The 17,801-nt window shown below is 35.1% G+C and carries 15 protein-coding genes and 1 rRNA gene; 8 read left to right on the top strand and 8 right to left on the bottom strand.

From position 1 onward, the window contains the following. Positions 1-13: 13 nt before the first annotated feature. Together rrf and pafA are read left to right on the top strand one after the other, a co-directional pair. Positions 14-123 (top strand): 5S ribosomal RNA (rrf, locus tag ACHRV5_RS15475). Between the two features lie 488 nt (positions 124-611). After that, the gene (gene pafA / locus ACHRV5_RS15480) at positions 612-2,231 is read left to right on the top strand and encodes an alkaline phosphatase PafA (protein ID WP_395427352.1); all 1,620 of its coding nucleotides are present in this window, start codon (positions 612-614) and stop codon (positions 2,229-2,231) included. Positions 2,232-2,405: 174 nt separating this feature from the next. Here the strand turns inward: pafA and ald are convergent, their stop codons facing one another. Further along, positions 2,406-3,524, bottom strand: a complete 1,119-nt coding sequence (gene ald, locus ACHRV5_RS15485; RefSeq protein WP_230003013.1) for an alanine dehydrogenase — start codon at positions 3,522-3,524, stop codon at positions 2,406-2,408. A 200-nt stretch (positions 3,525-3,724) separates the two neighbouring features. Here ald and ACHRV5_RS15490 point away from each other — a divergent pair, with 200 nt between their 5' ends. After that, entirely contained in the window at positions 3,725-4,183 is a 459-nt protein-coding gene (locus tag ACHRV5_RS15490) for an Lrp/AsnC family transcriptional regulator (protein ID WP_047779213.1), read from the top strand. A gap of 57 nt (positions 4,184-4,240) precedes the next feature. On the opposite strand, the gene ACHRV5_RS15495 is transcribed toward ACHRV5_RS15490, so the two are convergent. Beyond that, the gene (locus tag ACHRV5_RS15495; RefSeq protein WP_395427353.1) at positions 4,241-5,689 is read right to left on the bottom strand and encodes a glyceraldehyde-3-phosphate dehydrogenase; all 1,449 of its coding nucleotides are present in this window, start codon (positions 5,687-5,689) and stop codon (positions 4,241-4,243) included. A 240-nt stretch (positions 5,690-5,929) separates the two neighbouring features. Then, entirely contained in the window at positions 5,930-7,330 is a 1,401-nt protein-coding gene (locus ACHRV5_RS15500; RefSeq protein WP_047779211.1) for a trypsin-like peptidase domain-containing protein, read from the bottom strand. Between the two features lie 138 nt (positions 7,331-7,468). Between ACHRV5_RS15500 and dapF the strand changes: the two genes are divergently transcribed. The 5 genes from dapF to ACHRV5_RS15525 all read left to right on the top strand — a co-directional run bounded on the left by dapF (position 7,469) and on the right by ACHRV5_RS15525 (position 11,582). After that, positions 7,469-8,251: a diaminopimelate epimerase gene (gene dapF, locus ACHRV5_RS15505; protein WP_047779210.1), complete on the top strand. Its 783-nt coding sequence runs from the start codon at positions 7,469-7,471 to the stop codon at positions 8,249-8,251. A 79-nt stretch (positions 8,252-8,330) separates the two neighbouring features. Further along, positions 8,331-8,864 (top strand): GNAT family N-acetyltransferase, encoded by a 534-nt coding sequence (locus tag ACHRV5_RS15510; RefSeq protein WP_047779209.1) that lies wholly within the window; start codon positions 8,331-8,333, stop codon positions 8,862-8,864. A 10-nt stretch (positions 8,865-8,874) separates the two neighbouring features. Continuing rightward, positions 8,875-9,915, top strand: a complete 1,041-nt coding sequence (gene mltG, locus ACHRV5_RS15515) for an endolytic transglycosylase MltG (protein WP_395427354.1) — start codon at positions 8,875-8,877, stop codon at positions 9,913-9,915. Positions 9,916-9,974: 59 nt separating this feature from the next. Continuing rightward, a complete protein-coding gene (locus ACHRV5_RS15520; protein ID WP_395427355.1) occupies positions 9,975-10,838 on the top strand; it encodes a DUF2279 domain-containing protein in 864 nt (287 codons plus the stop codon). A 99-nt stretch (positions 10,839-10,937) separates the two neighbouring features. Further along, on the top strand, positions 10,938-11,582 hold the full coding sequence (locus ACHRV5_RS15525) for a hypothetical protein (protein WP_047779206.1): 645 nt from the start codon (positions 10,938-10,940) through the stop codon (positions 11,580-11,582). A gap of 364 nt (positions 11,583-11,946) precedes the next feature. Here ACHRV5_RS15525 and scpA read toward each other — a convergent pair whose 3' ends face one another. From scpA to ACHRV5_RS15550, 5 genes are all read right to left on the bottom strand, one after another. Next, positions 11,947-14,076, bottom strand: coding sequence for a methylmalonyl-CoA mutase (scpA, locus tag ACHRV5_RS15530; protein ID WP_395427356.1), 2,130 nt, complete (start codon positions 14,074-14,076; stop codon positions 11,947-11,949). A gap of 45 nt (positions 14,077-14,121) precedes the next feature. Continuing rightward, complete coding sequence (locus ACHRV5_RS15535; RefSeq protein WP_395427357.1) at positions 14,122-15,486, bottom strand: methylmalonyl-CoA mutase subunit beta; 1,365 nt, start codon at positions 15,484-15,486, stop codon at positions 14,122-14,124. Positions 15,487-15,505: 19 nt separating this feature from the next. Beyond that, positions 15,506-15,841: a septum formation initiator family protein gene (locus ACHRV5_RS15540; protein ID WP_047779202.1), complete on the bottom strand. Its 336-nt coding sequence runs from the start codon at positions 15,839-15,841 to the stop codon at positions 15,506-15,508. Positions 15,842-15,982: 141 nt separating this feature from the next. Continuing rightward, the gene (udk, locus tag ACHRV5_RS15545) at positions 15,983-16,591 is read right to left on the bottom strand and encodes a uridine kinase (RefSeq protein ID WP_047779201.1); all 609 of its coding nucleotides are present in this window, start codon (positions 16,589-16,591) and stop codon (positions 15,983-15,985) included. A gap of 300 nt (positions 16,592-16,891) precedes the next feature. Then, positions 16,892-17,773 (bottom strand): SDR family oxidoreductase, encoded by an 882-nt coding sequence (locus ACHRV5_RS15550; protein ID WP_047779200.1) that lies wholly within the window; start codon positions 17,771-17,773, stop codon positions 16,892-16,894. Positions 17,774-17,801 lie beyond the last annotated feature (28 nt).

Below are 17,801 nucleotides of genomic sequence, written 5' to 3' on the forward strand. Positions count from 1 at the left end.
GTAACAACGACCTTAAGGTGGTTATTGCGGCGGGGCTCACCTCTTCCCATCCCGAACAGAGTAGTTAAGCCCGCCTGCGCAGATGGTACTGCAGTTATGTGGGAGAGTATGTCGTCGCCTTTCTTTTGAAAAACCCTATCCAAATCGGATAGGGTTTTTTGTTTTATATAGCTTTTTGGTTGTTGTTTTTTTTTTTTTTAACCATATAAGTGATGTAAGTTCATTTTAGATTTACTTTGCGACTCCTTGCGTAAATCCTTGCGTGCTTTGGGTTAAGCAGCACATATAAGAAACGCCATTATAACTGCAGTAATGATCAAATTTACAGATATAAATTGGGCAGTTTCATCCAAAATTTTTCTTTGTATTGTTTATGAAATCTTTGCGAACTTGGTGTTTAGAAGAGGTTAGAGGGTAATTTTGTGTTTGTTTAGTATTACAAATTAGAAATCTTCGCAAGTAACGGATTAACTTTAAAATTAAATGACTAGTTATTGTTATTAAACTTCTGAAAATCTGTTAAATTATAGTAAATAAAGGATTTTAGAGTAGGAGCGACTAGAGTTTTTAAATGCGAATCTGTATTTTTGTTTTTTAATTATAATCTAAATATGAAAAAAAGTATTTTATTGTTGGTATTATTTGCTATCACAAGTTTAAGTGCTCAAGAGCGCCCAAAATTAGTTGTAGGTATTGTAGTTGATCAAATGAAAATGGAATATCTCTATCGGTTTTCAGATGATTTTTCTCCAAATGGTTTTAATAGATTAATAAATAATGGATATACTTTTCAGAATATGCATTATAATTACATGCCAACTTATACTGCACCGGGACATGCTTCTATTTATACAGGGACGACACCGGCAACACATGGAATTGTAGGTAATGAATGGTTTAGCAGAACGCTTGGTAAAGAAATGTACTGTACAGATGATGCATCTGTTAAAACGGTTGGAGATGGTACTGTAGAAGAGGGTGCAATGTCACCAAAGAATCTGCAAAGTACTACTATAACTGACGAAGTTAGAATGGCAACAAATTTTACTGGAAAAGTAATCGGTCTTAGTTTGAAGGATCGTGGAGCAATTTTGCCTGCAGGACATTTTGCAAATTGGGCATTCTGGTACAGCAAAACAGGTTCTTTTATTTCAAGTACTTTTTATGGGGATAAATTACCTGATTGGGTTACCCAGTTCAATAATGAGAAGCGTTATTTGAAGTATATTAATAAAGGTTGGGATTTATATAAACCAGCTAGCACATACAATGAAAGCTTACCGGATAATAACCCGTATGAAGGGAAACTATATGGTAGTGCAGCGCCTGTTTTTCCATATGATTTGAAAACAATGTATGAGAAAAATGATGCAGGTATCTTAAGAGCGACTCCGTATGGGAATGATTTGTTAGCTGAGTTTGCTATGGAAGCTATTGCGAAGGAAGATCTGGGTAAAGACAATACTACCGATTTCCTTACTGTTAGTTTTTCTTCGACTGATTATGTTGGTCATTTACTTGGGCCTCGTTCTATGGAGCTTCAGGATACTTATTTGAGATTGGATCAGACTATTGCTGACTTTTTAGCTTATCTTGATAAAACGGTTGGAAAAGACAATTATTTACTTTTTCTAACTGCTGATCATGCAGGGGCAGAAAATGTTATCTATTTAAAAGATCATAAATATAATGTAGATAATTATCCATCAAAAGACGTTAGGAAAAGCTTACAGGATTTTTCTGTGAAAACTTTTGGAGTAGATTTAATTTTAAATTATTCTAACTTTAATATTTTCTTCAATAAGAAACTTGTTAAGGATAAAAAATTGGATTTAGTTAATGTAAAGAAGGCTTTTAAAAGTTTTTTAATTGCACAACCACAAGTAAAGAGAGTGTATACCGAGGAAGAAATTTTGGCTAATTCCGGAAATGATTATTATTTAAACTTTGTCGCAAAAGGGTATGATGTAACTCAAAATGGAGATTTGATTATTGTAGACAAACCGGGTGATATTGAATATTCAAATACGGGAACTTCACACGGGACACCTTATAGTTATGATACGCATGTTCCTGCGATTTTTTATGGCTGGCATATCAAAAAAGGAGAGTCGTATGATAAAAAAGGGATAACTGAAATTGCACCAACAATAGCACAAAAAATAAAAGTTACCTTTCCAAATGGAACAGAAGCGAAAGTACTTCAAGAAGTTTTGGATGAAAAGAAGTAATCTAGGATTGGTAGTTCTAAATAATTGAGGTAAAAACATCGTTATTTCAGTACTAGACAATATTAAATTTAAAAACCCTGTCTTAATTCGAGACAGGGTTTTTTGTAACAAAAAAGGCTTTTCAATTAAGAAAAGCCTTTTTTATTTAGTAAGCACTTATTATAATGCTAGCAACTATGCGTTTGCTAACACTACTTCTTCGTTAAAAGGAAGATTCCATGCTTCAGCAACTCCTTTGTAAAGGATTTTACCATTAGCAACGTTTAATCCTTTTTTCAATTCTTCATTTTCAGCGCAAGCTTTTTCCCATCCTTTGTTAGCCAACTGTACAGCATACGGTAAAGTAGCATTAGTTAAAGCTAATGTAGAAGTGTAAGGAACAGCTCCCGGCATATTTGCTACACAATAGTGAACAATATCATCAATAATAAAAGTTGGGTTCTCGTGAGTTGTTGGAGTACAAGTCTCAATACAACCACCTTGATCTACCGCTACGTCAACAACAACAGTTCCCGGACGCATTAATTTTAACATATCACGAGTGATTAAGTGAGGCGCTTTTGCTCCTGGGATCAAAACTGCACCAACAATTAAATCTGCATCAGCAATTGCTCTGGTAATGTTATAGTGATTTGACATTTCTGTATTTACGTTAGCTGGCATAATATCATCTAACTGACGTAAACGTGGTAAGCTTAAATCCATAATAGTAACTTGAGCTCCTAAACCTGCTGCCATTTTAGCTGCTTGAGTACCAACGATACCTCCACCTAAAACTAAAACTTTTGCCGGTGGAACACCTGGAACACCTCCTAAAAGGATTCCTCTTCCTTTTAATGGTTTTTCAAGGTATTTTGCTCCTTGTTGAATAGCCATACGACCTGCAACCTCAGACATTGGAACTAATAAAGGTAAACTACGATCTGCTTTTTCAACTGTTTCGTAAGCTAAACATACCGCTCCTCTTTCTAACATAGCGTGTGTTAATGGCTCAGATGATGCAAAGTGGAAATAAGTGAAAAGTAATTGATCTTTTTTGATTAATGGGTACTCAGAAGCAATAGGCTCTTTTACTTTGATAATCATTTCAGCGATAGCATATACTTCTTCAATAGTTGCTAAAACTGTTGCACCAGCTTTTGCATATTCTTCATCAGCAAAACCACTACCTACACCTGCAGTTGCCTGAACGTAAACTACATGACCGTGTTTTTTCATTTCAGAAACTCCTGCTGGAGTTAAAGCTACACGATTTTCGTTATTCTTGATTTCTTTTGGAACACCTATTATCATATTGTTATATTTTTTTGTTTTTTGAAATTGTTTTTTACAAATTTACAGTTAGAGAATATATTATTGATAATTGATTGATAAATAAGAAAATATTATTTTATTTGTTACTTTTACAGAAAAATATTCTTTTGAGAAGTGCTTTTCTTTCGTGAAAGAGAAAAAAAGACTTTTTTTAAATCAAAATTTATATCGTTTTCGTTATGGCTTTAGATGAAACTGACAAAAAAATCCTACGACTTTTACAGGAAGATGCGCATTACACGTTAAAAGACATTGCAAATAAGATTAATTTATCGTTAACGCCGGTTCATGATCGGGTCAAACGTCTTGAAAAAGAGGGTGTTATAGAAAAATATGTCACGATTTTAAACAAGAAAAAACTCGGAAATAATCTTACTGTGTATTGCCAAGTTACGTTGACCAAACAAACTTATGACACTTCGGAGGGGTTTAATCAATCTATTTTGAATTTACCGGAAGTGGTAGAGTGTAATTATGTTTCGGGAAATTTTGATTATATGCTCAAAATTATCATTCCGGACATGGAAAGCTACCATCGTTTTCACCAACAGAAATTATCAGTTTTACCGGAAGTCTCTTTGTTAAATACCGTTTTTGTAATTTCTGAAGTAAAAAGTACCACGGTCTTGCCTATCTAAATAAAAAAACCACCAAGTAAACTTGATGGTTTTATTTAACACTGGTTTTGGTTTATATTAATAGTAAGTGAAACGTCTTACTTTTGCAATATATTTGGCTAAACGGATAACCTGATGGCTATAACCGTATTCATTGTCGTACCAGATGTATAATACAATATTTTTTCCGTCTTTAGATACAATTGTAGCATTACTGTCATAAATTGAAGGCGCAGATGTACCAACGATATCTGAAGAAACTAATTCATTATTTAATGAATATTTAATTTGCTCTACCAATTCTCCTTCTAAAGCATATTTTTTCATTATTTTATTGATCGCAGCAACTGTTGTTCCTTTCTTAACTTCTAAATTCAGCACTACCAATGAACCATTTGGAACTGGAACTCTAATTGCATTTGAAGTCAATTTACCCTCTAGCGAAGGCAAAGCTTTTGCTACAGCACTTCCGGCTCCTGTTTCAGTGATTACCATATTTAAAGCTGCAGCTCTACCACGACGGTATTTTTTGTGCATGTTATCTACTAAATTCTGGTCGTTTGTGTAGGCATGGATGGTTTCCAGGTGACCTTTTACAACTCCCAATGTATCTTCGATAGCTTTTAATACCGGTGTAATGGCATTTGTAGTACAAGAAGCTGCTGAGAAAATATTAATCTCATCAGGATTGTATTCGTTATGGTTTACCCCATGTACAATATTAGGAACTCCTTTTCCTGGCGCAGTCAATAAAACTTTACCGGCACCATTTGAAGTCAAGTGTCTTTGTAAAGCAACTTCGGTAGTGAAAACTCCGGTATTGTCAATAATCAAAGCATCATTGATTCCGTATTGTGTGTAATCTATTTCTTCCGGTGTATTGGCTGTGATCATATGAACTGTAGTTCCGTTGATGATCAAAGCATTATTTTTAGGGTCAGTAGTTACAGAACCTTGGAAATCTCCGTGAATTGAATCGTATCGTAATAAAGATGCTCTTTTTTCTAAACTAGTGGCATCGTTTGTATCACGAGTTACAATTGCTCTTAAACGCAATTGATTTCCTTTTCCAGTTTTAGACATTAATTCTCTGGCCAATAAGCGACCAATTCTTCCAAAACCATATAAAACCACATCTTTTGGTTGAATTTCTTCTGATGATTTGGCTTCTTTTAATTTATCAAGTACAAAATATCTTGCGTCAGGATATTTCTCATCTTCCAGACGATATTCGTAAGTTAGTTTTCCTAAATCTAATTTTGAAGGCGGAAGATCTAACGACAGGATAACCTGAGCAATTTCAACTGAATCAAAAATGGTGATTGGCTTACCAACAAATTCACCTGCGTATTGATGTAAATTAATAATATCGCTTACATTTTTATCCAATAATTGATTCTTGAATAAAACCATTTCGATGGATTTGTCATACCATAAATCACTTATGATTTTGATTAATTCGACACCAGCTCTTCTTCGGTCGACTTGAAGTGATACTTCTTTTTGGTACAAAGATTTTTTGCTCATAATTGGAAATTTGGAAAAATAAATAGAGGACTATTTTAAAATTTTGCGCAAAAGTACCCATTTCAATCGATTTCGTAAACTATTTTAGCATTTTTTTTTGAAACTCACGAAAAAAATATTTTATTCCTGTTAAATTAAAATTGGGTTCCTGAAAACAAAAACGGAAATGGTTTTGGGAAGAAAAATAAAAAAGCCACCTTAAAAATAAGATGGCCTTCCGTTTTAATTTGAGTAAGATGTTTAGATAATAATTCTTAGAATTTCTCCATTTTTATTGATCATTTCAAGACGCATACTTTGTCCCTCATCTTTTTTATTTAAGAGTTTTGAAACCGTTTCAATATTTGTCGCTTTAACATTATCTATACTTAAAATAATATTGCCTTGTAATTCATTTTGGTACTGCATTAAGTTTTCATTAGAAATACTTCTGATTTTTACGCCGTAATTTATGTTGAATTTCTTTTTATCGGCAGCATCAATATTTTCAAGTTCTATACCTTTAAATTCGGTGCTGTAAAATTCATTTTTGCTTAAAGTTACCGGAACAGTTTTTGTTTTCCCGTCTTTAATATAAGTCACTTTAACAACATCATTTGGGCGTTTGGCATTGATGTAGCTTGAAAGGTCTGCATAAGTTGAAATATTTTGTTCGTCCAGTTTTACAATTATATCACCTTTTGTCAGTCCGGCTTTTTCTGCACCGGAATTTTTGGAAACTTTACTAATATAAAAACCTTGCGTTTCAGTAATTCCCAATTCTTTTGAAGCAGTACTGTTTAATTCTCCTCCTTCAACACCTAGAATACCCCTTTGAACATTCCCGAATTCCATAATGTCCTCGATAATTTTTCGGGCAATATTAGACGGAACGGCAAATGAGTATCCAACATAAGAACCCGTCATTGAAGAAATCATAGTATTAATTCCAATTAATTCTCCACGAGTATTCACCAAAGCGCCACCGCTGTTTCCGGGATTTACGGCAGCATCCGTTTGAATGAAGGACTGAATGCCCTTTGTATCTAAATTTCTGGCTTTTGCCGAAACAATTCCCGCAGTTACAGTCGAAGTTAAATTATACGGATTTCCAACGGCCAGAACCCATTCACCGATTTTTACAGAATCTGAATTCGCAAAAGTGGTGTAAGGAAGTTTTTCGTCTGCATTGATTTTTAATAAAGCAATATCCATTTTAGAATCTGTACCAATAAGTTTGGCTGTATATGATTTTTTATTGTTCAACGTAATTTCAATTTCCGAAGCATCTTTAATTACGTGATTGTTGGTTACGATGTACCCGTCTTCAGAAATAATTACACCCGAACCGGTTCCTACTTGTTCCTGCTGCTGCTGTCCGCCATAACCATAGAAAAATTCCATCATGGGGTTACTGACAGTTCGTCGCGAGACGTTTTTTACGTGAACAACGGTGTGGATTGTTTTGTCTGCGGCTGCTGTGAAATCTACAGTTTCTGCTGCTAATGCAACATTTCTGCCAAACGAATTGGGAGCAAGAGTTACAACAGAATTTCCTTTTCCAAAAAAAGAAGTGTTGCTTTCAAATAATAACTTGTAAGCACCAAGGGTAATAGCGCCGCTAAATAATGACACTAAAAATAAGGCTGAAAATCTTTTCATAATTAGAATTTATATTTAAGTTATTTAACGTAAAATTACTTCAAAAAATTATTTAGAAAAATGGTTTAACGCTCTTTAACAATGATTAACATTTCATTAATTAATAGTTCGTACTTTTGTACTTCTTAAAGACAAAAAATGCAAGTAGAATTTTATAAATATCAAGGTACAGGGAATGATTTTGTGATGATTGACAATCGTTCTGAATTTTTTCCTAAAGACAATATAAAACTGATTGAACGCCTGTGCGACAGACGTTTCGGAATCGGAGCTGACGGACTTATTTTGCTGGAAAATGATTCCGAAACTGACTTTAGAATGGTTTATTATAATTCAGACGGAAATCAGAGTTCCATGTGTGGAAACGGTGGTCGTTGTCTGGTTGCTTTTGCTAATCAGTTAGGAGTAATTGAAAATAAAACAACTTTTATAGCAACAGATGGTTTACACCACGCGTCTGTTGGAGAGGATGCTATTATTTCATTGCAAATGATAGATGTTGATGAAATTCAAAAGAAAGATTCTTATACTTTTCTGAATACAGGTTCTCCGCATCACGTGCAAATTGTTGAAGATTTAGAGCATTACAATGTGAAAGAAAATGGAGCGGCAATTCGTTATGGTGCTTTATATGGAGAAAAAGGAAGCAATATTAATTTTGTTAAAAAAGTTGATGACAGCACTTTTTCGCTTCGTACATACGAGCGCGGTGTTGAAGATGAAACTTTAGCTTGTGGAACCGGTGCAACAGCTGTTGCAATAGCAATGAATGCAATTGGTCAAACCGATAAAACTTCAATTAATTTGAATGTTGAAGGTGGAAAACTAATCGTTTCTTTTGATAAAACCGGAGATCATTTTTCGAATGTGTTTTTGACCGGACCTGCAAAATTTGTTTTTAAAGGAACTATTGAGGTTTAAAAGTTATAAGTGAAAGATCTGAAATCAGAAATCGAATATCAGCAATCTAAAATCTACAGTCTAAAATCTAAAATCAACTATGATAACTCTAAAAGGAGAATCGGTTTACCTGCGGGCATTAGAACCTAATGATCTGGAATTTGTGTATGCAATGGAGAACGATCAGAGTATTTGGGAGGTTAGTAATACCCAAACGCCTTATAGTAGGTTTTTAGTTCGGCAGTATCTCGAAAATGCGCATCAGGATATTTATGAAGCCAAACAATTGCGATTGGCGATTTGTCAGGATGAAGATTTTCCGGCTGTCGGATTGATTGATTTATTTGAATTTGATCCTAAAAATAACAGAGCCGGAGTTGGAATTGTGATTCAAAGTAAAGAGAACAGAAAGCAAAATATTGGTTCTGAGGCTTTAGAGCTACTGATTAAATACTCTTTTCACAATTTAAATCTGCATCAATTATATGCAAATATTAATGTAGGGAATGTAGCTAGTATAGCACTTTTTACTAAATTTGGCTTCAAGGAAATAGGAATTAAAAAAGATTGGATTCTGGTAAACAACCAATATCAGGACGAAGCAATTTTTCAGTTAATTAACAAACAAATTTAAAATCTTAGCTTTGAGTATAAAAAAAATAATCACGTTAGCTGCCGTAGCCGTAATTTCAGTTTTAATGATTTACGGATTTATTTTAATCAGTAGAATTTTTAGTGCCAATACTAAATTCGAAGAAAAAGAAGTGTACGTATACGTTCCTACCGGAACCAATTATACGGATGTGAAAAAGATAATACAACCGTATATCAAGAATTTCGATAATTTTGAAATGGTTGCCAATAAAAGAAGTTATCCTGAAAATGTAAAATCAGGTCGTTTTTTGCTTAAAAAAGATATGAATAATATCGATTTGGTTCGTGCGATGCGTTCTAATGTTCCTGTGAAATTAGCTTTTAATAACCAGGAACGTTTAGAGAATTTTGCCGGAAGAGTAGGAGCAGAAATCGAAGCGGACAGTTTGTCGTTAATGAAAGCGATTAAAGATTCGACTTTCTTAAAAGCAAACGGTTTTAATGAAGAGAATGTTTTTGCGATGTTTATTCCGAATACTTATGAAATTTATTGGAATACTTCTGCAGAAAAGTTTCGTGATAAAATGATCAAGGAATACCATAATTTCTGGACAGCTGATCGTATTGCAAAAGCAAAAGCTCAGGGATTAACTCCGGTTCAGGCTACAATTTTGGCCTCTATTGTTCATAAAGAATCCGTTAAAAAAGATGAAAGACCTCGTATTGCAGGTGTGTATTTAAATCGTTTGCGTTTGGCGATGCCGTTACAGGCTGATCCGACTGTTATTTATGCTTTAAAATTAAAAGCGAATGATTTTGATCAGGTTATAAAAAGAGTTTTTTATAATGATCTGATTATGAAATCTCCTTACAATACTTATGTAAATGTAGGTCTTCCTCCGGGGCCAATTGCGATGCCTGACATTACGGCTCTTGATGCGGTTTTAAATCCGGAGAAGCATGATTATATTTATTTTTGTGCCAGCGTAGATCGTTTTGGATACCATGAATTTGCTTCTACTTATGAGCAACATACTGTAAATGCAAAAAAATATTCAGACTGGATCGCTAGTCAGGGCGTAACAAGATAGTTTTGAGTTTTAAAAAGATCCTTATTTTATCGGTTTTATTTTTTTTGAATTTTCATTGGATGGAAGCTCAAAGTAAAATCGATGCTTTTTTAACACCCTCGGATACTTTAAATCTAAAGAGACAAAATACAGTTATAGTGACTGAAGCTGCTTTAGCTTCAGTCACTTTATTGGGTTTAAATCAGATCTGGTATTCTGATTATCCGAAGTCAAATTTTCATTTTATAAATGATAATAAAGAGTGGCTGCAAATGGATAAAGTAGGTCATTTCTACTCTGCTTATCATTTGGGAAGATTTGGTGCGGAAGCGCTTAATTGGAGCGGCGCTGATACTAAAAAGCAATTAATTTATGGTGCGGGTATCGGTTTTGTTTTTCTGGCTGCCGTTGAAGTAATGGATGGCTATTCGTCTGAATGGGGAGCTTCTTCGGGCGATATTATTGCTAATACTGCAGGAACCGCATTGTATGTTTCTCAGGAATTACTTTGGAAAGAGCAGCGCATTACACCTAAGTTTTCTTTTCATACAACTTCATATGCCAATCAAAGACCAAATGTTTTAGGAAAATCTCTTAATGAGCAAGTACTAAAAGATTATAATGGACAGACGTATTGGCTTTCTGTAAATCTTCATTCTTTTACAAAAAAATCAAAAATTCCGAAGTGGTTTAATGTTGCTTTTGGATATGGAGCCGAAGGCATGTTATCGGGAAATGTGCAAAACGAAATTCCGATTTCGGTCGAAAATCCCGAAAGATATCGTCAGTTTTTTCTTAGTTTTGATGTTGATTTAGCTAAAATTAACACAAAATCGCATTTTTTGAAAACTATTTTCTCGGTTTTGAACACGATTAAAATTCCGGCGCCAACTTTGGAATACTCCGCCAATAAAGGGCTTAAAGCACATGCGTTTTATTTTTAAAAAAGTTAATTAATTGATTATCAGTATATTTGTAAATTGTTTTACCTTTGCACCGTAGAAATTTCAAAAAGGTGACAGCGTTTTGAAGAAAAACAATTTATGATAAAGAAATGGTACTTTTACTCGAGTTTGATCGTAGTTATTACATTTTTAAGCCTGGGTTTTAAACCCTTTAATCTAAAAACCAAACCTTGGTTTTTAATCGAAAAAACAGATGGATCCGAATACTTATTTCCATCGCAAGAAAAGGATGATTATCCTAATTTAAATTACAACTTTCCCTACACCGGAAATCATCTTATTGGTTTTAAAGAAGCAGTAGCTTTTAAAGAATCTCAAGGTAAATACCGATTAGTAAATTCCCTAGGATATATGGGGAAATACCAATTTGGTTCTCAAGCTTTACGAGCAATCGGTGTCCGTAATGAAAAAGCCTTTTTGAAAGATCCCGCTTTACAGGAAAAAGCATTCGTGGCGTTATTGTCTAAAAACAAATGGATTTTGCGTAACGAAATTGAAAAGTATGAAGGGAAAGTGATTAGTGGTATCGAAATTACAGAATCTGGAATTTTGGCTGCCGCACACCTTGGAGGAGCTGGTTCAGTAAAAAACTTCTTTAAAAACAAAGGAAATAGGCATTTCAGAGATGCTTTTGGTACTTCGTTGAGAAGTTATATGAAAGCTTTCGGAGGTTATGACCTTTCTTATATCGAAGCAGATAGTAATGCTACAATTAATGATTAATAGAGTGTGAGCTTTATGAGGAAACCTGCTTTTTAGAGCAGGTTTTTTTTTGTTTAATTTCACGCAATCTTGTCATCCTGAGGAACGAAGGATCTTCGTTTACTGAATCGATTGTGCTGAATTTTACTTTACGGAGTTTCTTACGTGGATCCTTCGTTCCTCAGGATGACATACTGGGCGTGACTTCTGGTGTGATTTCTCCTTCATCGAAATTTCGAGGAAGGAGAAATCGCGTCCAATGTTTGATAGCAGTTTTCACCGCCTTTATCATTTCTTACAATGGGACAAAAAAAAGAGAGACAACTGTCTCTCTTAGAATTACTTTACCTGCTCAAAAAAAGTAGTTTTTATGATGTTTAATTTTCTAGTCAATTAAAATGTCTAGAATTTTTATAGCTGCTTCACTAATTTTAGTTCCAGGGCCAAAAACGGCAACGGCACCGGCATCGAATAAATATTGATAATCTTGTGCGGGAATTACGCCACCTACAATTACCATGATATCTTCGCGACCGTGTTTTTTAAGTTCTTCAATTACCTGAGGGACCAATGTTTTATGTCCGGCGGCCAATGATGAAACGCCTAATATATGTACGTCATTTTCGACCGCTTGTTTGGCTGCTTCGGCAGGAGTTTGAAAAAGTGGGCCAATGTCTACGTCAAAACCAACATCGGCGTAACCTGTTGCTACTACTTTTGCGCCACGATCATGTCCGTCTTGTCCCATTTTGGCAATCATGATTCTTGGGCGTCTTCCTTCTTGTTTTGCAAAGACATTTGCTAGTTGTTTTGCCTTTTCAAAAGTCTCGTCGTTTTTTATTGCTGCACTATACACACCGCTAAAGGATTTAATTTGTGCTTTAAATCTTCCGAAGATACTTTCCAGAGCATCACTGATTTCGCCTAAAGTTGCTCTGTTTCTGGCAGCTTCAACAGCAATTTCGAGTAAGTTTCCCTGTCCGGTTTTAGCACAAAGAATTAATTTTTCCAGTGATTGATTTACTTTTTCAGTATCTCTATTTGATTTTATTTCTTCCAGACGCTCTACTTGTTGTTTTCGAACCATTTGGTTGTCTACATCGAGGATATGTAAAGGATCTTCTTTTTCTAATCTAAATTGGTTTACACCTACGATAATATCTTGTCCGCTATCAATTCTTGCCTGTTTTCTGGCCGCAGCTTCTTCGATTCTTAGTTTTGGAATTCCGGCTTCGATGGCTTTGGTCATTCCGCCTAATTCTTCTACTTCTTCAATCAGTTTCCAAGTACTTTTTACAATTTCGTTTGTCAGGCTTTCAACATAATAACTACCGGCCCAAGGGTCGACTGTTTTGGTGATCTTTGTTTCTTCTTGTAAAAAGATTTGTGTATTACGGGCAATTCTTGCCGAGAAATCGGTTGGTAAAGCAATTGCTTCATCTAAGGCGTTGGTGTGTAAAGATTGGGTTCCTCCAAAAGCGGCTGCAGTTGCTTCGATACAAGTTCTGGCCACATTGTTAAAAGGATCTTGCTCAGTTAAACTCCAACCACTGGTTTGGCAGTGGGTTCTTAATGCGAGAGATTTATCGCTTTTTGGGTTAAATTGCTGGATTAATTTTGCCCAGATCATTCTTCCCGCTCTCATTTTGGCAATCTCCATAAAATGATTCATTCCAATGGCCCAGAAAAAAGAAAGGCGCGGAGCAAACTCATCAATGGTCATTCCCGTAGAAAGACCGGTTCTGATGTATTCTAAACCATCAGCCAGAGTGTATGCCAATTCAATATCGGCGGTTGCACCGGCTTCCTGCATATGATATCCTGAGATTGAGATCGAATTGAATTTGGGCATTTTCTTGCTCGTAAATTCAAAAATATCTGCAATTATTTTCATCGAAGGGGTGGGCGGATAGATATAGGTATTTCTAACCATAAATTCTTTCAGGATATCATTTTGTATAGTTCCTGAAAGTTTTTGTATGGCGACTCCTTGTTCTTCGGCTGCCACAATATAAAAGGCCATAATTGGCAATACTGCGCCATTCATGGTCATTGAAACCGACATTTCATCTAAAGGAATCTGGTCAAAGAGTACTTTCATATCTTCAACAGAATCTATGGCTACACCGGCTTTTCCGACATCGCCCACTACACGTTCGTGGTCTGAATCATAGCCGCGGTGTGTAGGTAAGTCAAAGGCAATCGATAGCCCTTTTTGTCCTGCTGCAAGATTTCGTCTGTAAAATGCGTTGCTTTCTTCTGCTGTAGAAAATCCTGCGTACTGACGAATCGTCCACGGGCGTCTTACGTACATGGTCGCATAAGGGCCTCGTAAATTAGGGGCAAAGCCTGCTCCAAAGTCCAAAAATTCTAAGTTCTCTATATCTTTTTCAGAATAGGTTTGTTTCAGCTCAATTCCTTCAGCAGTTAAAAAGCTGCTTGCCGGTTGTTGTTCAACAGTGGGCTTCTCGCTTTTAAAATCTAACTTTATATGTGTAAGGTCTTTTCTTATCATGGAAATACTCTTTTGAGTAGTTTGATTAATTACTATGGAAAACTATTATTCTAATTCCAGACGTTCCTGTTCCAGTTTTTCAGCTAATCGTTTTTCTATAATTGGCGTAATTAACGTTTTTCTAGGTTTTACTTTTACAAATGGAAACAACTCTAAATCATGTTTCATTTTGTCGTCTTTATTAGGGTATTTATTGGTTCCCAGTAAAACTTCTTTTTTAGAATCAAATAATTCCTGCTCTTTAGCGGCGCTTTCCTGAATTTTCTTTTTGATGGTTCCATCGTTTAAAAGTTTCAGAAAACCTCCATTGGCTTCAATATCTTTAAATAATGCTAGTCCTTTTTCTGCAAGTTGCATGGTCAGGCTTTCAATATAATAACTTCCATCGGCCGGATTGTCTACTTTGTCAAAGTAACTTTCGTGTTTTAAGACCAATAATTGATTCCGCGCAATTCGGTCCCCAAATTCATTGTCTTTGTGATATAAGGAGTCATAAGGCAAATTGGCAATTGAATCTGCTCCGCCAAGAATAGCCGACATACATTCGGTGGTGGTACGAAGCATATTTACATTATAATCGTAAATCGTTTTGTTGCGTTTTGTTGGTGTAACTAATAAATGGCAGTCAATATCCGGATGGTATTCGTTGGCTATTAATTTGAAAAGCATTCGCAGGGCGCGAAGTTTAGCAATTTCAAAGAAATAATTAGTTCCAACCGAAACCTGAAATACAATCTGTTTTAGCGCGTTGGGTGTACGGTTCAGGTACTCGTTGGCGTGCGCTAAACTATACCCGATTTGTTGTGTGATTGTGGCTCCTGCATTTTGATACAAACCTAAATCTACACTTAATAATGTTGTATTTGAAGTTGCTTTTGAAATGTTTTCAATCGTCTCAAAATTATTTTTATCAGAAGTAGTAAACCAGTTTCCTTCTCTTGCAAAATGACCAATTGGATCTAAATTACAGTAAAAAGTACTCTTTTTTTGAATGGCAATAGTGTCGAGTTGTTTTACGAAATCGATTGAAATGAAATTCAAATTAAAGTAAACAATTCTATTTTCTAAAGGAAGATTTTCTAATAATTGCTGAACGTCAGTTTTTTCGTTTTCAATCGTGAAACGAAGGCTTTCAGTACCTCTTTCAATGGTATTTAAAGCTCTTTGAATGGACTTATCAATATCATAAACAAAGATGTTCTGACATATTTTAAATTCAGTGACTTTTGTCTCTACGGCAGCAGCTTTTGAGAATTCATCTCTATGATAAAATGGTTTTACCTGAATGTCTTCAGGGGAATTCCAGATTACGGTTTCGTTATAATCAGCTCCATCCAATTCAAACTGAATTTTTTGTTTCCATTGTTTGGATGAAATAGGACTAAAATCGTCGAATAGGGTAGTAGCCATTTAGTGTTTTTTTTTCTGATTATTCTTTGGTTTCGGGAATAGTGTCTCCTTCAAATTGAATGATGTATATGTCCTCGCTGTCTTTTTTCATATAGTACTTCTCGCGGGCATATTTTTCTATTTGTTCGGGATTTTTCAATAGTTTGATTTGTTCCTGATCTTTTCGGATTTCCTCTTGATAATATTTTTTATTGTCTTCGAGTTCATCAATTTGATGGTCCAGGAAACGGTGATCAAAATAGGAGTAATTATCTAAAAATAGCATCCAGACCACAAAAAATAATAATACCCAAACGTATTTATTGCCCAGAAGACTGAGCCAGGATTTTCCTTTGAAAGGGTTTGTTATTTTCATTTTAAACGGTTGTAATTTTAGTATTTGATTCCTTTTTTGACCCGGCTGCTCCTTTATCTTTTATGGTTTGACGATCATAAAAGGATAAAGGAAAAGCGGGTTATGGCTTTTAGCTTTAATGCAATAAATTTACAATAAAAATTATAAAATTCGCTGATTTATTACGGCACGAACTACATCAATAGCTACGGTGTTGTATTTGTCATTTGGTATAATGATGTCTGCAAAAGCTTTTGATGGTTCGATAAATTGCTCATGCATAGGTTTTAAGGTGTTCTGATAACGTGTTAAAACTTCATCAATATCACGACCACGTTCTGAAATATCACGTTTTAAACGACGGATTAATCTTTCATCTGAATCGGCATGAACGTATATTTTAATATCAAAAAGATCACGAAGCTCCGGATTTGTTAAGATTAAGATTCCTTCAACGATCATTACTTTTCTCGGATGTGTTGAAACCGTATCGTCTGTTCTGTTGTGTTGTATAAAAGAATATACAGGTTGATCAATCGTTTCTCCTGCTTTTAATGCTTTTAAATGTTTTACTAATAATTCAAAATCAATCGCACGTGGGTGATCAAAATTAATTAATGCTCTTTCGTCAAATGATAGATTAGTGGTTTCTTTGTAATATGAATCCTGAGAAATTACGCCAACTTCTGTGTCTGGTAATTCGTTCATGATTTGGTGTACTACTGTTGTTTTTCCACTTCCTGTTCCTCCTGCAAGTCCAATAATGAGCATAAATTTGTTGTTATATATTTGTATTGCAAAAATAATAATTTAAGTCAATATTATAATAAGAAGTTTAAAGAAGGTTTAGAATTGTTTGCCTTAATTGCGAATTGTTTAACGCTTTTTTTAAACCATATAAGTTATATAAGAAAATATAAGCAGTCCCGTAGATTCGCATTGCATTTAAATGAACTTACATGACTTATATGGTGAAAAAAATAAAAAAAAATCCCGACAGTTACTACCGTCGGGATTTAGTGCAATCAGTATAGTCTTTTGAAAATATTCTGAATTTAGTAAGCACATTAATTATTTATTCTTTTTTGCTTTTATCATCATTTCAAGCTGATCCCAAAGTTCTTCCGGAATAGCCTCTAATAAGTTAAATTGTCCGGCACCTTTCAACCATTCACCACCATCAATTGTGATCACATCACCATTTACATAAGCAGAGAAATCTGAAACCAAATAAGCTGCCAAGTTGGCCAACTCCTGGTGATCACCTACACGTTTTAAAGGTACTTTTTTAGCCATGTCGAATTTTTCAGCTAAATCTCCAGGTAATAATCTATCCCACGCACCTTTAGTTGGGAATGGTCCCGGAGCAATGGCGTTAGAACGGATTCCGTATTTGGCCCATTCTACAGCAAGACTGCGTGTCATTGCCAAAACTCCCGCTTTTGCTGTTGCACTAGGTACTACATAAGCAGAACCTGTCCAGGCATAAGTGGTCACGATATTTAAAATCGTAGCTGATTTTTGTTTGCTGTCGATCCAGTGTTTTCCAAAAGCCAGTGTACAGTTTTTAGAACCTTTAAGAACGATGTCTATAACAGTGTCAAATGCATTTGCAGACAATCTTTCTGTTGGAGAAATGAAATTCCCGGCCGCATTGTTCAAAAGAACATCTACTTTTCCGAAAGCTTTCAGAACCTCCTGAAGCATGTTTTCTACTTCTTCATAGTGACGAACATCACATTGAAGAGGCAAACATTTTCCGCCAGTTTCTGCTTCCAGCTCGGTAGCCGTGTTTTTTAGTTTTTCTAAATCTCTTGAAGTAATCGCCACCTGAGCTCCTAATTCTAAGAAGTATTTGGTCATGGCTTTTCCTAAACCACTTCCGCCGCCTGTAACTACGATAACTTTGCCTTTTAAAGCATCATCTCGTAACATTTTATCTGTATAGCTCATATTTTTTTTTTTTTACAATATTAATCAA

Source organism: Flavobacterium sp. FlaQc-52 (genome assembly GCF_044007495.1).
Lineage (GTDB): Bacteria > Bacteroidota > Bacteroidia > Flavobacteriales > Flavobacteriaceae > Flavobacterium > Flavobacterium cupriresistens.

Bases quoted from the DNA above. Each gene is read 5' to 3' on its own strand.
- scpA (WP_395427356.1), bottom strand. From the start codon at position 14,076: ATGATAAGAAAAGACCTTACACATATAAAGTTAGATTTTAAAAGCGAG.
- ACHRV5_RS15520 (WP_395427355.1), top strand. From the start codon at position 9,975: ATGGAAGCTCAAAGTAAAATCGATGCTTTTTTAACACCCTCGGATACT.
- ACHRV5_RS15495 (WP_395427353.1), bottom strand. From the start codon at position 5,689: ATGAGCAAAAAATCTTTGTACCAAAAAGAAGTATCACTTCAAGTCGAC.
- pafA (WP_395427352.1), top strand. From the start codon at position 612: ATGAAAAAAAGTATTTTATTGTTGGTATTATTTGCTATCACAAGTTTA.
- udk (WP_047779201.1), bottom strand. From the start codon at position 16,591: ATGCTCATTATTGGACTTGCAGGAGGAACAGGAAGTGGAAAAACAACA.
- ACHRV5_RS15490 (WP_047779213.1), top strand. From the start codon at position 3,725: ATGGCTTTAGATGAAACTGACAAAAAAATCCTACGACTTTTACAGGAA.
- ACHRV5_RS15540 (WP_047779202.1), bottom strand. From the start codon at position 15,841: ATGAAAATAACAAACCCTTTCAAAGGAAAATCCTGGCTCAGTCTTCTG.
- ACHRV5_RS15525 (WP_047779206.1), top strand. From the start codon at position 10,938: ATGATAAAGAAATGGTACTTTTACTCGAGTTTGATCGTAGTTATTACA.
- dapF (WP_047779210.1), top strand. From the start codon at position 7,469: ATGCAAGTAGAATTTTATAAATATCAAGGTACAGGGAATGATTTTGTG.
- ACHRV5_RS15510 (WP_047779209.1), top strand. From the start codon at position 8,331: ATGATAACTCTAAAAGGAGAATCGGTTTACCTGCGGGCATTAGAACCT.
- ACHRV5_RS15500 (WP_047779211.1), bottom strand. From the start codon at position 7,330: ATGAAAAGATTTTCAGCCTTATTTTTAGTGTCATTATTTAGCGGCGCT.
- ACHRV5_RS15550 (WP_047779200.1), bottom strand. From the start codon at position 17,773: ATGAGCTATACAGATAAAATGTTACGAGATGATGCTTTAAAAGGCAAA.
- ACHRV5_RS15535 (WP_395427357.1), bottom strand. From the start codon at position 15,486: ATGGCTACTACCCTATTCGACGATTTTAGTCCTATTTCATCCAAACAA.
- ald (WP_230003013.1), bottom strand. From the start codon at position 3,524: ATGATAATAGGTGTTCCAAAAGAAATCAAGAATAACGAAAATCGTGTA.